Origin of the sequence: Polymorphospora sp. NPDC050346, assembly GCF_040655695.1 — a bacterium.
In the GTDB taxonomy this organism is placed as follows: domain Bacteria; phylum Actinomycetota; class Actinomycetes; order Mycobacteriales; family Micromonosporaceae; genus Polymorphospora; species Polymorphospora lycopeni.
In genome coordinates this window covers 134,638-150,113 of record NZ_JBFAKM010000001.1, presented here as the reverse complement: position 1 = coordinate 150,113, position 15,476 = coordinate 134,638, and the positions used below count along the sequence as shown (strand labels likewise).

The 15,476-nt window shown below is 72.5% G+C and carries 11 protein-coding genes; 7 read left to right on the top strand and 4 right to left on the bottom strand.

The genetic code is table 11. From position 1 onward, the window contains the following. Window positions 1–94: 94 nt before the first annotated feature. From AB0I42_RS00630 to AB0I42_RS00620, 3 genes are all read right to left on the bottom strand, one after another. Window positions 95–2,035 (bottom strand): hypothetical protein, encoded by a 1,941-nt coding sequence (locus AB0I42_RS00630; protein WP_357532833.1) that lies wholly within the window; start codon window positions 2,033–2,035, stop codon window positions 95–97. A gap of 228 nt (window positions 2,036–2,263) precedes the next feature. Next, on the bottom strand, window positions 2,264–3,526 hold the full coding sequence (locus AB0I42_RS00625) for a DivIVA domain-containing protein (protein WP_357532831.1): 1,263 nt from the start codon (window positions 3,524–3,526) through the stop codon (window positions 2,264–2,266). 659 nt (window positions 3,527–4,185) lie between these two features. Then, a complete protein-coding gene (locus AB0I42_RS00620) occupies window positions 4,186–5,139 on the bottom strand; it encodes a TIGR03621 family F420-dependent LLM class oxidoreductase (RefSeq protein WP_357533424.1) in 954 nt (317 codons plus the stop codon). Between the two features lie 179 nt (window positions 5,140–5,318). Between AB0I42_RS00620 and AB0I42_RS00615 the strand changes: the two genes are divergently transcribed. Beyond that, window positions 5,319–6,200, top strand: coding sequence for a hypothetical protein (locus tag AB0I42_RS00615; RefSeq protein WP_357532829.1), 882 nt, complete (start codon window positions 5,319–5,321; stop codon window positions 6,198–6,200). Between the two features lie 100 nt (window positions 6,201–6,300). On the opposite strand, the gene mce is transcribed toward AB0I42_RS00615, so the two are convergent. Beyond that, the gene (mce, locus tag AB0I42_RS00610) at window positions 6,301–6,774 is read right to left on the bottom strand and encodes a methylmalonyl-CoA epimerase (protein ID WP_357532828.1); all 474 of its coding nucleotides are present in this window, start codon (window positions 6,772–6,774) and stop codon (window positions 6,301–6,303) included. Between the two features lie 64 nt (window positions 6,775–6,838). Between mce and AB0I42_RS00605 the strand changes: the two genes are divergently transcribed. The 6 genes from AB0I42_RS00605 to AB0I42_RS00580 all read left to right on the top strand — a co-directional run bounded on the left by AB0I42_RS00605 (window position 6,839) and on the right by AB0I42_RS00580 (window position 15,476). Next, window positions 6,839–8,023 (top strand): acetyl-CoA C-acetyltransferase, encoded by a 1,185-nt coding sequence (locus AB0I42_RS00605; protein ID WP_357532826.1) that lies wholly within the window; start codon window positions 6,839–6,841, stop codon window positions 8,021–8,023. Then, a complete protein-coding gene (gene meaB, locus AB0I42_RS00600; protein WP_357532824.1) occupies window positions 8,020–9,015 on the top strand; it encodes a methylmalonyl Co-A mutase-associated GTPase MeaB in 996 nt (331 codons plus the stop codon). Before AB0I42_RS00605 ends, meaB begins: the two co-directional genes overlap by 4 nt. A gap of 70 nt (window positions 9,016–9,085) precedes the next feature. Further along, complete coding sequence (locus tag AB0I42_RS00595) at window positions 9,086–12,181, top strand: FtsX-like permease family protein (RefSeq protein WP_357532822.1); 3,096 nt, start codon at window positions 9,086–9,088, stop codon at window positions 12,179–12,181. Then, window positions 12,178–13,050, top strand: coding sequence for an ATP-binding cassette domain-containing protein (locus AB0I42_RS00590; RefSeq protein WP_357532821.1), 873 nt, complete (start codon window positions 12,178–12,180; stop codon window positions 13,048–13,050). Before AB0I42_RS00595 ends, AB0I42_RS00590 begins: the two co-directional genes overlap by 4 nt. Continuing rightward, window positions 13,047–13,700, top strand: a complete 654-nt coding sequence (locus AB0I42_RS00585) for an ATP-binding cassette domain-containing protein (protein WP_357532820.1) — start codon at window positions 13,047–13,049, stop codon at window positions 13,698–13,700. Before AB0I42_RS00590 ends, AB0I42_RS00585 begins: the two co-directional genes overlap by 4 nt. A gap of 87 nt (window positions 13,701–13,787) precedes the next feature. Beyond that, a complete protein-coding gene (locus AB0I42_RS00580) occupies window positions 13,788–15,476 on the top strand; it encodes a methylmalonyl-CoA mutase family protein (protein ID WP_357532818.1) in 1,689 nt (562 codons plus the stop codon).

Genomic DNA, 15,476 nt, shown 5'->3' with positions numbered 1-15,476 from the left:
CGAACCGGGGCGCCCCGGCCGACCCGCTGGTCGGACACTTCGGGCACCCCGGTCCGCAGACTAACCGGCCGGGCCGGCCTGGGCCAGCAAGGCGCTACTTGTCGGCCGCCACCTTCCGCGACCTGCCGTCGGTGCTCCCGGTCGTCTTCGGCGCCGGCTTGGCCTGGTCGCCGCCGCTCGCGACGGTGGCCGTGATGACCTGGGTGTCCTCGGCGTCGGACTCCGTGGCCGGCGGGGCGGTGTCGTCCGCCCCCTCGACCTCGCCGGCCGGGGTCCCCGCGCCGTTGGCGGTCGGTTCGGCCGTGGGCCGGCTGCCGTTGGGCGTCCCGTTGCTCTTCGCCCGGTCGCCCGTCGCCTTCTCGGCCTCGGCACGGTCCGCCGCCGCGTTGTCCGCGGCCGCGGTCTGCGCGATCGCCCGGTCGGTGGCCGTGTCGTCGGTCTTGGCCCGGCTCTTCGCGGTCGTGATGACCTGGGTCGCCTCGGCGTCGGTCACCTCGTCGGCCGGAGCGGTGTCGGCCCGGCCCCCGGCGGCGCTCTTCGCCCCGTCGCTCTTCGCCCCGTCGGGCCGGGCACCGTTGGCGTTCGCCTCGGTGCCGTCGGCGGCCGCCAGCGTCTTGAGCAGGACGGTCTGGTCCGAGATGGCGGAACCGTCGCTCGGGGCCTGGGCCAGGTCGAGTTCGGCCTGTGCCTCGACGGTGCCGCGTTCGGCCTTGCTCGCCGAGCGCTGCGCGTCGAGCAGGCGCTCCTGCTCGACCGTCAACTGCTGCTGCACCTCGGCCAGCCGGCGCTGCATCTGGTCGGACTCCTGGCGGGTCTTCACCGTCGCGGAGCGCATGTCGGCGAGCGCCTGCTGGGCCTGCGCCACCTCCATCGACACGTCGGCGAGGTGCTGCCGGGCGACGGCCGCCTCGTGCTGGGTCGTGGCGAGCAGTTGCTGCGTCGTGGCCAGGTGCTGCTGCGCGGTCGCGGCGTGCTCCTCGGACTGGCGACGGACGAGGGCGGCCTGCTCGTCGGCCTCCCGGCGGACGGCGGTGGCGTATTCCTCCGCCTGTCGCCGCGCGCTGGCCACGTGCTCGTCGGCCTGCCGGTGCATCTGCGCGACGTGCCGTTCGGCGTCGGCCCGCATCGCCGCGATCTCCTGCTCGGTGGCCGTCCGCCACTGCGTGAGTTCCTGCTCGGCGGTGGCCCGCCGGGCGGCCAGCTCCTGGTCGCCGACGGCCTGCCGCTGGGCGATCTCCTGCTCCACGCTGGCCCGCCAGATGCCCAGCTCCTGCTGGGTCTGGGTGCGGACCTGCTGGACGTACGCGTCGGTCTCGGCGCGGGTGCGCTCGACGTACTGGTGGGTCTCGGCCCGGGTGCGCTCGACGTGCCCCTCGAGTTCGGCCCGCTGCTGCGCCACGTACGAGTCGATCTCACCGCGCTGGTGAGCGACGTAGCGCGCGGTTTCCTCGGCCGCCTCGCGGGCCTCGCGCTCGGTCTTGGCGCGGGTCTCCTCGTTGGCGCTGGTGAGCCGTACCGCCTCCTCGCGGGCGCCGGCGATCGACGCCTCGATCTCAAGGCGGCGGGTCTCGTCGGTCCGCTCCTCCTCCTCCCGCCGGGCGGCGAGGGCGAGTTCGAAGTCGCGGATCGCGTCGGCCGCCTGGGTGCGAGCGTCGCTGAGCACCTGTTCGGCCTCGGCCCGGCGCCCCTCGATCTCCTGGGCGGCGTCGACCTGGATCTGCTCGGCCTGCTGCTCGGCGAGGGTCATGATCTGCTCGACGAGCGGGCCGAGGTGCCGGAACGACACCTTGTCGACCACACCGACCTGATTACGGACCGTGGCCAGGTCACGTTGCAGCTGTTCGACCTGCCCGGCCAGGGTGTGGATCTGTGTATACGCCTGTTCACGTTCGGCGGCGAGGGTGGTGATCTCGTTCTCCGCGCGGACTACGTATCGATCGACCTGCCGTTTGTCGTAGCCCCGCAGGGCCGATTCGAAGCTCGGCTCCGTAGTCACATCTCCGCCAAGGTTGAACAGTTCTCCGCCGTGCGCCATGCACCCATCCTCACACGCGAGCTTCAGCCGTGCGGCGATACACACCGTCCCGAGGTGGCACAGGTAACTCCTTCTGAAATGGCCGAATGTGATGTATTTCCAACGGCTTGCGCAATGACGGGCCGCGCCGGAGAATCCCCGGCGCGGCCCGTCAACGCTCAGCCATGCCCCTTGGCGCCTGGCGCCCGCCCGGGCGGTTGGCCTGCTCGGAGGGGTGCCACACGGTGATCAGCCGGTCGTTTTGGCCGCCACGCGGTCGGTCGCGTCTTCCTTGTCCGCTTTGGCGTCGGCCGCCTTGGCGTCGCCCGGCGGCTGCACGGTCGGCACGATGCCGGCCAGGCCGGAGAGCATCTGACCGAGCTGTGCGGTCACCGCGTCCTTCTGCCGGGTGAGGTCCTCGACCTCGCGGCGGGCCGCCTGGGTGGTCAGCTCGGCCTCGGTGCGCGCCTCGTTGAGCAGGCGGGTCGACTCCGCCCGCGCCTCGCTGAGGGTCTTGTCGGCCAGGGCCTTCGCCTTCTCGACGGTCTCGGCGGCGGTGCGCTCGGACTCGATCCGGCGGGCCTCCGCCCGCTGCTCGATCTCCTTGGCCCGGTCCTGGGCCGCGCGGGCCCGCTCCTCGGCCTCGGCCACCATCTTCTGGGTCTGCGCGACCTGGGCGGCGTGCCGCTCCGACTCCTCGCGCTCGGCCTTCTCCCGCCGCTCGGCGAGTTGCAGCTCCAGGGCCTGCAGGTCCTTGTCCCGCTTGTCGCGGGCGTCGGTGAGCAGCTTGGTCGCCTCGGCGCGCTTCTCCTCGGCCTCGCGGGCCGCCTTGGCGCGCTGCTGGGTGATCTCCCGCTCCGCGGTGGCCCGCAGGGTGGCGACCTCGCGCTCGACCGTCGACTTCAGCTCGGCGACCTCGTGGGCGGTCACCGTACGGAGCTGCTTGGTCTCCCGGTCGGCGTCGGCGCGCAGGGTGTCGGCTTCCCGGCGGGCCTGCACCCGCACCTCGGCGGCTTCCCGCTCGGCGGCGGTACGCACGCTGCCCGCCTCGCGTTCGGCGGTGGCCTTCATCGCGGCGGCCTCGGCGCGGGCCTTGTCGGTGATCTCGCGGGCCTCGAGGCGGGCGGCCGAGAGGATCCCCTCCGACTCGCGCTTGGCCTCGCCGCGGTGGTCGTTGGCCTGTTCTTCGGCCAACCGCAGGATCTGCTCGACCCGGGTGCCGAGACCGGACAGGGTCGGACGGTTGTTCTCTTCGAGTTGCTTGTTGGTGTCGGTGAGCTTCTGCTCGACCGAGTTGAGCCGTTGCTCGGCCTGGCGGAGCCGACGCTGCGCGTCGTTCATCCGCTGCTCGGCCTCGCCCTGAGCCTGCTGAGCCTGGGTGAGCGCGGCGCTTAGGCGGCCGACGAAGTCGTCGACCTGCCCACGGTCGTATCCACGCAGGACGACGGTGAAGTCGTGCTGCGAGGTCGCGTTCTCGAAGAACGCAAGGGAGGATGGCTGCTGCTGGGGCATTGGGACATACTGGCAGACGCCCCGGGGGGCTTCGCAAGAGCTGACCCGGCCATGTCGCCGCGACCCTTGCTTGGTCAACTTATGCCAAAGGCGCCAATGCCGAGGTAGGCCCGGCGTGTCGCGCTTTCGCCCTGATCAGTGCGTTGGCCAGCGCCTTCCCCATCATGTTGTCGACCCGCCGGAAGTGAATCGGAAAATCCCGGGCTCGATTGATAATCGTACGAACGTCGACAACGTACAGTGACCATGCGTGTTGATCTCAACGGAGTGGGGAACGTCATTGCCTGAATGTTCCGGCGCGCCGTTGTTCGGCTCGCCGGATCCGCCGGTTGGACGGTGTGGACGGTCTTCCGGTCTGTCCGGAAAGGACTTCGGGGGGACCGGTGGCGGGGGGCGGAAGGCGACGCCCCGGCCCCGTCGGCTCGTGCCGAGATCGTTACTGTTGGTTACTGTGCGAGGTCATCGGCCCGCCCGCCGGTCGCCGGTCAGCGGTCGCCGCGGTGGTGGTGGCGCGCGCCGTACGCGATCGCCCGTGAACCGGCCGGACGGCTACCCGATCGGGTGATCGATCGAGGCCGCCGTCGTACGGCGGCGCCCGGCCCGGCACCGGCCGGCGCCAGTGGTCGCCGACAATGCGCCGCCCGACCGGACGGTGCCGGTCAGCGCCCGGCCAGCCGCGCGACGATCGGCGCCGCCGCGTCGAGATTGCCGCCCAGGTGCAGATAGTTGATGCCGTACCGCTCCCGGATCGCCAGCAGCCGGTCGACGCACTCGTCGACACTGCCGTGCAGCACCGAGGGCGACGCGGCCAGCGCCTCCGGCGGGGCCAGGGCGGCGTGGCTGGACGTCGAACGGTGCTCCTGCCCGCGGTGGGTGACCCGTACGTCGAACATCCGCAACTGGAACTCCAGGCCGGCCGGGTCGCGGCCGGCCGCGACGGCCGCCGCCCGGGCCCAGTCCACCTTGCGGTCCATCCGCTCCGGGCTCATCTCGGCGACCGCCGACAGCGGGTCGACGTCGGGGGCCAGCCGGGGGTTGATCCCGATGATGTCGGCGGTGCGCCCGGCGAGTTCGAGTACCCGCCGGCTGCCGCCGCCGACCAGCAGCGGGGGACGGGGCCGCTGGACCGGCTTCGGCAGCCCGTCGAGGCCGGTGATCCGGTAGTGCTTGCCGGCGAAGTCGACCGGGTCCGCGCCGAACAGGCCGGTGATCACCTCGATCGCCTCGGTGAGCCGGTCGACGCGTACGCCGGGCGGGTCGAACGGCAGGCCGGCGGCGTCGTGGTCGGCGCGCATCCAGCCGGCGCCGAGCCCGATCTCGACCCGGCCGCCGGAGAAGACGTCGAGGTTGGCCATCGACTTGTGTAGCAGCACCGGGTGCCGGAAGTCGTTGCAGAAGACCATGCCCAGCACCCGCAGGTGGGTGGTGGCCTCGGCGGCGACGGTCATCGCGACCAGCGGATCCATCGCCCAGCCGCCGGTGAAGTGGTCGGAGACGGACACCGAGCTGAAACCCAGGTCCTCGATCCGGCGGATCTCGTCACGCCACCGGGACACCGGCCGGTTCAGGCCGGGCATCGAAGCGGTGAAGCGGAACGGAAGCGGGGCGGCGATCGCGATCCTCCCTGGTGCCGGCGGTAGAGGCCGACTCTAGGCCAGCGGTGCGGTGCCCGCCGAGGCGCGCCCAGTCGGATTGGCGACAGGCTCCGTGGTCAGGGGCCGAAGTGCCCTTCCGGGAGGCCGGCCGGCGGCATACCGTGGCCACCGTTTACACCTGAACGCAGGAGGCCCCGATGACGGTGGTGTACTTCGACTCCCCGATGTCCGACGACGATCGCCGCCGGAAGCTGTTCGGCGGTGACCTGTTCGTCTACTCGCCGACGCGGCACTCGCTGGAACTCGTCGCGTTCGCCCGGGAGATGGCCGAGAAGGCGTTCGCCCCGCACTTCCCGCCGGAGGCCCAGCACCACCTGGCCGGCCGCGAGTACGTCGACGTGCTCGCCGGCCTCAAGCCGGCCTTCATCAACCACCCGCGCAGCAAGGAGCTGGTGGCCGGGATGCTCGCCGACCTCGGCGCCGACCTGGCCCAGACCTACTTCGACGTGCCCCGCCTGCGCTCGATGACCAGCGAATACCTCAACGCCGGGCTGACGCTGCAGTTCGAGTCGCACCGTGACACCTGGTTCTCCGCCCCGATGTCGCAGATCAACTTCTGGATGCCGGTGTACGACGTCGAGGAGGCCAACGTGATGGCCTTCCACCCGCCGTACTTCGCCAACGGGGTGCGCAACTCCTCGCGGGACTACAACTACGGCGAGTGGGTGGCCCACGGGCGCACCGCGGCGGCGCAGCAGATCGACACGGAGACCCGCAAGCAGCCGGAGGCCGAGGAGGAGATCCAGCGCGAGCCGGACATCCGCGTCATCACCCCGCCCGGCGGCATCCTGATCTTCTCCGGCGCCCAGTTGCACACCACGGTGCCCAACACGTCGGGCAAGACCCGGTTCTCGATCGACTTCCGCGCCGTCAACCGGCGTGACGTCGAGGAACGGGCGGGTGCGGCCAACGTCGACTCCGGGTGCACCGGTACGACCCTCGGCGACTTCCTGCGGGCGACCGACCTGACCCAGCTCCCACCGGAGCTGATCAGCTCCTACGACACCGTCCCCGCCTGACCCCCGCCCCGCGCCTCGTCCCGCCCCACCGCCCCGCGATCTTGCACTTGTCGCCCGACAAACTCGACAAAAGGGGGAGATAACTGCAAGATCGCGGGTGTCAGGGGGTGGTTGGCGGCTCGACGAGTTCGATCAGCACGCCGCCGGCGTCCTTCGGGTGCACGAAGTTGATCCGCGATCCCGCCGTACCGCGGCGTGGGGCGTCGTAGAGCAGGCGTAGGCCGCGCTCGCGCAGGGCCGCGCCGGCGGCCTCCACGTCGCTGACCGTGTAGGCCACCTGCTGCACGCCCGGCCCGTTGCGGTCGAGGAACTTCGCGATCGTCGACGACCCCGACAGGGGCGCGAGGAGTTGCACGAAGCCGCCCTCGGGCGACGGGCCGACGGCCATCATCGCCTCGCTCACCCCCTGTTCCTCGTTGACCTCGCGGTGCGCGCAGCGCATCCCGAAGACACGCTCGTAGAACTCGATGGCCGCGTCGAGATCGGCGACGGCGACCCCGACATGATCGATACGTAGCAGTCCGATGCCTGTGACAAAGTCCGCAGCGGGCTCGGCGGGGGAGTGGTCAGCCATGGCGCTAGTCTGGCCGAACTATCGTTAAGGTTCGCGCGCGGGTTCCCCTCTGGAGGCGATGGGCATGGCTTCGGTGATCGTGAGTGGTGCACGTACCCCGATGGGGCGGCTGCTCGGCAACCTTCGGGACTTCCCGGCCACCAAGCTCGGCGGGGTCGCCATCAAGGCCGCGCTGGAACGCTCCGGCGTCGCCCCCGACCAGGTCGAATACGTCATCATGGGACAGGTCCTCCAGGCCGGCGCCGGCCAGATCCCGGCCCGCCAGGCGGCCGTCGAGGCGGGCATCCCGCTGTCCGTGCCGGCCCTGAGCATCAACAAGGTCTGTCTGTCCGGGCTCGACGCGATCGCCCTGGCCGACCAGCTGGTCCGGGCCGGCGAGTTCGACATCGTGGTCGCCGGCGGCATGGAGTCGATGACCAACGCCCCGCACCTGCTCATGGGGCAGCGGCAGGGCTACAAGTACGGCGACGTGGTGATCAAGGACCACATGGCGCTCGACGGGCTGACCGACGCGTGGGACTGCTGTGCGATGGGTGAGTCCACCGAGCGGCACGGCGACCGTCACGGCATCAGCCGCGTCGAGCAGGACGCCTTTGCCGCCACCAGCCACCAGCGGGCGGCCGCCGCGCAGAAGAACGGCCACTTCGCCGAGGAGATCACGCCGGTCGAGGTGCCGCAGCGCAAGGGCGACCCGGTGCAGGTCACCGAGGACGAGGGCATCCGCCCCGACACCACCGTCGAGTCGCTGGCCCGGCTGCGTCCCGCGTTCACCAAGGACGGCACCATCACCGCCGGCAGCTCCTCGCCGATCTCCGACGGCGCCGCCGCCGTGGTCGTGATGAGCCGGACCCGGGCCCAGCAGCTCGGCCTGCCCTGGCTCGCCGAGATCGGCGCGCACGGCAACGTCGCCGGCCCGGACAACTCGCTGCACTCCCAGCCGTCGAACGCCATCAAGCAGGCGCTCAGCAAGGCCGGCCTCGGCGTCGAGGACCTCGACCTGATCGAGATCAACGAGGCGTTCGCGCAGGTCGGCATCCAGTCGACGCGCGACCTCGGGGTCAGCCCCGACATCGTCAACGTGAACGGCGGCGCGATCGCGCTCGGCCACCCGATCGGCATGTCCGGGGCGCGGCTGGTGCTGACCCTCGCCATGGAACTCCGGCGGCGCGGCGGCGGCACCGGCGCGGCGGCCCTGTGCGGCGGCGGCGGCCAGGGCGACGCCCTGATCATCCGCGTCCCGAAGGCATGACCGAACGGAGCGAGGGAAGCCGACCCACCGTACGTCGTAGCCGGGACGTGCCGTTGCTGGTCGCCCGGGCCCGCGAGGGCGATGCCCGGGCGGTGGCCCGTCTGATCACCCTGGTCGAGTCGGGCGACCCGCTGCTGCCGCGGATCGCGGCGGCGCTCGCCCCGCACACCGGTCAGGCCCAGGTGATCGGCCTCACCGGCTCGCCCGGCGTCGGTAAGTCGACCACCACCAACGAGCTGGTCCGGGCGCTGCGCGCGCAGGGGCACCGGGTCGGGGTGCTCGCCGTCGATCCGTCCAGCCCGTTCACCGGCGGCGCCATCCTCGGTGACCGGGTACGCATGCAGGACCACGCCACCGACCCCGGCGTCTACATCCGGTCGATGTCCAGCCGGGGTCATCTCGGCGGGCTCGCGGCGACCACCCCGCAGGCGGTGCGGGTGCTCGAGGGGGCCGGCTGCGACGTGGTCCTGGTCGAGACGGTCGGTGTCGGGCAGGCGGAGGTCGAGGTGGCCTCGCTGGCCGACACGACCCTGGTGCTGCTCGCCCCGGGCATGGGCGACGCGATCCAGGCGGTCAAGGCCGGCATCCTGGAGATAGCCGACGTCTTCGTGGTCAACAAGGCCGACCGGGACGGCGCCGACGCCACCCACCGCGACATCCAGGGCATGATCGCGCTCGGTGAGCGCGGACCCGGCGAGTGGCGGCCCCAGGTGGTCCGCGCGGTGGCTCCGCGGGCCGAGGGGATCGACGACATCGTCGCCGCCCTGGAGAAGCACCGGAACTGGCTGGTCGAGCACGGCGAACTGCGCCGCCGCCGGGAGGCCCGGGCCGCCGCCGAGGTCGAGGCGATCGCGCTCGGCACCCTGCGCGCCCGGATCGGGTCACTTCGTTCGGGTACGACCCTCGGTGCGCTCGCGGCCCGGGTGGCCGACGGTGCCGTCGACCCGTACGCTGCCGCCGACGAACTCCTGATCGGACTCGAACGGGACTGACGGCGCTTGCGTCGCCGGGTTAGGGTGCGCCGCAAAGATCCGAAGTATCTTCACTTATGGAGCCCGCGGCGTGCACAACCTGTTCGTCACGTTACGAGGAATCCGGCACCGCCGGGCCCGCTCACTGATCGTCGTACTGCTCGCCACGATCGCCACCGCGGCCGCGGTCGTCATCCCCGCCTACATCCGGGCGGCGCAGCAGTCGGTGCTCACCGACACCGTCACCGCCACCCGCCCGGCCACCGTCGGTGTCACCGTCGGCGGACGGCTCGGGCCGACCGCCCCCGACCTGGCGACCGTCCGGGCGTCGATGGACGCGGCGCTGCCCGGCACCACCGTCGCCGAGTTTCTCGACCCGCCGATCGGGACGGTGTGGTGGCAGGGGGAGTCCCTGGTCGCCCCGGCCCGCCACCGGACGACCGCGGATGTGGTCTTCCGCGCCGGCGTCTGCGACCATCTTGTGCTGACCGCCGGCAGCTGCCCGCGACAGCGGGGCGAGGTGCTGGTGAGCGCCCGGTCGGTGGCCGACACCGGCTGGCAGGTCGGCCAGCGGATCGACATCCTGCCGCCCGGGTTGCCCGGCTTCCGCGACACCGGCGCGCGGCCGACGGTCCCGTTCACCATCACCGGCCTCTATCAGCTCGCCGACGAGCAGGCCGCGTACTGGGGCAGCACGCTATATCTCGACGGTGGTCGACTCGATGAAAATGACAACTACACCGCCGACACGATCTTCGTCGGTGTCGAGTCCGACCTGCTCGCCGTCCCCGGCACGCCGGAACCGCGGTTCGCGGTCGAATACCACCTGCGCGACGCCGCCGGGCTGCGGCTGGACCAGGTGCCGGTGGTCCGGGCCGACCTCGACAAGCTGAGCCGCGACGTGACCGCCGGTGCCGTCTCGTCGGGGCTGCCGGCGTCGCTCGACGAGGCCGCCGAACACCAGGCCGTGCTCGTACGAAGCGTGCCGCTGATCGCCGTACCGCTGGTGCTGCTCTGCTGGTTCGTGCTCTTCCTGGTGGTCGCCGCGCTGACCGAGGAGCGCGGACCGGAGATCGCGCTGGGCAAGCTGCGTGGACTGCGCCTGGGACAGGTCGCGTTCTTCGCCGTCGCCGAACCGATGCTGCTCATCGCGTTGGCCACCCCGTTCGGTATCGCCCTGGGCCTCGGCCTCACCGAGGTTGGCGCACGGGCCTTCCTCGCCGACGGCGGACACGTCGAACTCCGGGCACCGGTGCTGCTGGCGGCGGCGGCCGCCTTCGCCGGGGCGGGTGTCGCCGCGGCCCTCGCCACCCGCCGTACGGTGCGGGCCAGCGTGCTGTCACTGCTGCGCCGGATCCCGCCACGGGCGCCGTGGCGGGCGGTCGTCGTGGAGAGCGCGGTCGGTGCCCTCGCGCTCGTCGGGCTCCTCCAGGTCCTCGCCGCCGGTGACCGCACCTCGCCGCTGGCCTATCTCGCGCCGCCGCTGCTGGCGGTGGTCGCCGGGCTGATCGCCGCCCGCCTGCTCACCGGCTGGGCCCGGCTGCGCGGACGTACGGCGGCCCAGCGCGGCGACGTGTCACTGCTGCTGGCCACCGCCCAGCTCGGCCGCCGGCCAGCGACGGCGCGGGTCGTGGTGCTGATGACCGTCGCCGTCGCCCTGCTCTCCTTCTCGGTCACCATCTGGGACGTCGGTGCGATCAACCGGATGATCGCCGCCCGCGTCGAGGTCGGTGCGCCGGTCGTGCACACCGTCACCGCCGCCGATCCGGCCGCCCTGCTGGCCGCCGTACGCGCCGCCGACCCCGACGGGCGGCGGGCGATGGCGGTGGCGTGGAGCAGCCAGCGGTACGCCGACGAGAACCTGCGCATCGCGACCGTCGACGCGCCCCGGCTCGGCGCGGTCGCGAGCTGGCCGGGCCGCGACGCCGCCCAGACGGCCGCGGTCGGCGAACTGCTGGCCCCGGCCGGGACGGACGGTTCCGCCCCGATCCCGGTACGTGGCCCGGTGGTCGAGGCCGACGTCGAGGTCGGTCAGCTCACCCAGACCGAGCCGATGAGGCTCGTGCTGCTGGTCGCCCGCGGCACCGAGCCGCAGGTGGTCACCCTCGGCCCGCTGCGCCCCGGCCGGCACACCTACCAGGGGCGGATCGACGGCTGTGCGGACGGCTGCCGGCTGCTCGGGCTGTCGGTGCGGCGCTATCCGACCGACTCGACCGAGTCCACGGTGGACCTGACGGTGGCCGCGCTGCGCGACGGTGGCCGGCCGCTCGACGCCGGACTGACCAGCGACGGAGCCTGGCGCGCCCCGGCCGAACCGCCCACCGGGCTGCGACTGACCGTACGGTCCGGGGCCGGCGGGCTGCGGCTGACCGGTACCAGTTCGTCGGCCGACCTGGTCGCCGAGTACGCCGACGATCCGGTGGCCGCCCCGGCGGTCGTCGCCGGTTCGCCGCTGTCGGCGGACGGGGCCGCGCAGGAGTTCAGCTTCCTGACCTTCGGCGACGAGATCACCCGGATGCGGGTCGTCGACCGGTCGCAGGCACTGCCGGGTGTCGGGCGGCCGGCGCTGATGCTCGACCTGTCGACCGTGCTGCGCCAGGCCGAACGGGACGGCCTGGGCGACCTCAGAGGCTGGGAATACCAGGTGTGGACCACCGCTGACGCCGGCCCGGAGCTGGTCGCCGCGCTCGCCGACGCCGGTGTCCGGGTGACCGGTACGCGCTTCACCGAGCAGCGGCACGAGGAACTCGGCCGGCTGGCCCCCGCCCTCGCCCTGCGGCTCTACCTGCTGGCCGGGGTCGTCGCCGCGCTGCTCGGGATCGGCGTACTGCTGCTGAACATCCGGGTCGGTGCCCGCGCCCGGCTGCGGGACATGGCCGCGCTGCGGCTCGTCGGGGTGTCCCGGCCGGCAGTGCGCCGGGCACTGCGCCGCGAGTACACAGTGGTCGTCGCCGTACCGCTGGTGGTCGGGCTGCTCGCCGGCCTGGGCGGTGCCGCGCTGCTGCTGCCGGCGATCCCGCTGGCCGAGGTCGGTGCCGACGCGCTCGAACCGGTCTACCGCGTCGGGGCGGTGTGGATACCGAGCGCGGTCGCGGCGCTGCTCGTCGCCCTGCTGCTGGCTGCCGCGAGCGTGCTGCGTACGGCGGACCGGGCCGATCCCCGGCTGCTGCGAGAGGAGGCCCGGTGAAGGCGATCGGTGTGACCTGCCGGGGGCTGGTCTTCATCTACCGGCTGGAGGGCTACGACGTCGTCGCGCTGGCCGGCGTCGACCTCGACATCGAGGCCGGCCAGTCGGTGGCGCTGGTCGGGCCGTCCGGGGCCGGCAAGTCGACGCTGCTGTCGCTGATGGCCGGGCTGCTCAGCCCGTCGGCCGGGCGGCTCTTCGTCGGCGAGCACGACCTGGCCAAGGCCACCGCCGCCGAGTTGCAGGCGATGCGGGCGGTCGACGTCGGGGTGATGCTCCAGGGCGCCGCCCGCAACCTGCTGCCGTACCTGTCGGTGGAGCAGAACGTGCGGTTCGCCCGGAACGGCGCGGTCGCCCGCGACGAGTTGCCCCCGCCGCGCGAGATCCTGGCCCTGGTCGGCCTGGCCGATCCGGCCCGGCTCAAGCTGATGCCGGGGGAGTTGACCCCCGGCGAGCGCCAGCGGACCGCGCTGGCGGTGGCGCTGGCCAACAATCCCGGCCTGCTGCTCGCCGACGAGCCGACCAGCCAGCTCGACACCGGCGCCCGCGACGAGGTGCTGACGGCGGTCGAGGCGGTCCGGGCGGCGGGTACGACCGTGGTCGTGGTGACCCACGACCCGGAGATCGGGGCCCGGATGAACCGTACGGTGACGATCCGCGACGGCCGGGTCGGTGCCGAGGGGCGCAGCGGCGTCGACTATTCGGTGGTCGGCCGGGACGGGTCGGTGCACCTGCCGGCCGAGGCGCTCGACGTGGTGGCGCCGGGCACTCTGTTGCGGGTCTCCGTCCAGCCGGACGGGACCGTGTTGCTGACCCCGAGCGAGGCGGTACCGCACGCCGGGGCGGGGCTGGGTCGGGAGGGGCAGCGGTGAGCAGGACGGTGGTGGCCAGCCGGGTCACGGTCGGGTACGGCGGCGAGCCGGTGCTGCGCGAGGTGTCGGCGATGGCCGTACCCGGGCGGGTGCTGGCGGTGACCGGCCCGTCGGGGGCGGGCAAGACGACGCTGCTGTGGACGCTGGCCGGCCTGTTGCGACCGGTCGCCGGTGAGGTGAGCGTCGCGGGACACCCGCTGCGCGACCCGGACCACGCGGTCGCCGAGAAGATCGTGCTGGTGCCGCAGGGCAACGGGCTGGCCGCGATCCTCACCGCCGCCGAGAACGTGCGGGTCGCGCTGCTCGCCGGCGGGGTGGCGGCCGACGAGGCCGGCCGGCGGACCACGACGGCGCTCGACCGGCTCGGGCTCGCCGGGCAGGCCGATCAGCTCGTCGAGGAACTGTCCGGCGGGCAGCAGCAGCGGACCGCGATCGCCCGGGGGTTGGCGATGCACGGCGACGTGTTGCTGGCCGACGAGGTGACCAGCGAACTCGACGCGGCGAACCGGGGGCGGGTCCTCGACCTGTTGCACGGGGAGGCCCGGCGGGGCGCGGCCGTGGTCTTCGCGACCCACGATCCGGAGGCGGCGGCGACCTGCGACGCCGAACTCCACCTGGTCGACGGGCGGGCCGAGACGGTCCGGCGCTGACCCCGGGAACCGGGGAGACTTAGCGATCGTTCAGGGGTAGCGCCTACACTCGATCGCAGGTCGAGGACTCAAGGAGGAGCCCCCCGGATGGACGCCCACGAGATCGCCGCCGGACGCGCCCGCTGGCAGGCCCGTTACGACGCCGCCCGCAAGCGCGACGCCGACTTCACCACCCTGTCCGGCACGCCCGTCGAGCCGGTGTACGGCCCGCCGCCCGGCACCGACGTGCCCGGCTTCGAACGCATCGGCTGGCCGGGCGAGTACCCGTACACCCGGGGCCTGCACCCGACCGGCTACCGCGGACGGACCTGGACCATCCGGCAGTTCGCCGGCTTCGGCAACGCCCGCCAGACCAACGAGCGCTACAAGATGATCCTCGGCGCCGGCGGCGGCGGACTGTCGGTGGCCTTCGACATGCCGACCCTGATGGGGCGCGACTCCGACGACCCGCAGTCGCTCGGCGAGGTCGGCCACTGTGGGGTCGCGGTCGACTCGGCCGCCGACATGGAGGTGCTGTTCGACGGCATCGACCTGGCCGCCGTCACCACCTCGATGACCATCTCCGGACCGGCCGTCCCGGTCTTCTGCATGTACCTGGTCGCCGCCGAGCGCCAGGGCGCCGACCTGTCCAAGTTGGACGGCACGCTCCAGACCGACATCTTCAAGGAGTACATCGCCCAGAAGGAGTGGCTCTTCGCCCCGGAACCGCACCTGCGGCTGATCGGCGACCTGATGGAGTACTGCGCGGCCGAGATCCCGCGCTACAAGCCGCTGTCGGTCTCCGGCTACCACATCCGCGAGGCCGGCGCGACGGCCGCGCAGGAGTTGGCGTACACCCTGGCCGACGGCTTCGGGTACGTCGAACTCGGCCTCTCCCGGGGTCTCGACGTCAACACCTTCGCGCCCGGGCTCAGCTTCTTCTTCGACTCCCACGTCGACTTCTTCGAGGAGATCGCCAAGTTCCGGGCCGCCCGCCGGATCTGGGCCCGCTGGCTGCGCGACGAGTACGGCGCCACCAGCGAGAAGGCGCTCTGGCTGCGGTTCCACACCCAGACCGCGGGGGTGTCGCTGACCGCGCAGCAGCCGGTCAACAACGTCGTACGCACCGCGGTGGAGGCGCTCGCGGCCATCCTGGGCGGCACCAACTCGCTGCACACCAACGCGCTCGACGAGACCCTCGCGCTGCCGACCGACGAGTCCGCCGAGATCGCGCTGCGTACCCAGCAGGTGCTGATGGAGGAGATCGGAGTGACCAACGTCGCCGACCCGCTCGGCGGCTCCTGGTACGTCGAGGCGCTGACCGACTCGATCGAGGCGGAGGCCGAGGCGATCTTCGCGCGGATCAGGGAACTCGGCGGCAAGGGGGAGCACCCGATCGGCCCGATGACCGCCGGCATCCTGCGCGGCATCGAGGACGGCTGGTTCACCAGCCACATCGCCGACTCCGCCTTCACCTACCAGCAGGCGCTCGAGAAGGGCGACAAGAAGATCGTCGGGGTCAACTGCCACACCGCCACGATCGCCAAGGACCTCGAGATCCTGCGCATCTCGCACGAGGTCGAGGTCGAGCAGAAGCGGCTGCTCGCCGACCGCAAGACCGGCCGGGACGACACGGCCGTCAAGGCCGCCCTGCACCGGATGCTCACCGCGGCCCGCGACGGCGAGAACATGATCCCGGCGATGCTCGACGCGGTACGCGCCGAGGCCACCCTCGGCGAGATCTGCGATGCCCTGCGCGACGAGTGGGGCGTCTACCGCGAACCGGCCCGGTTCTGA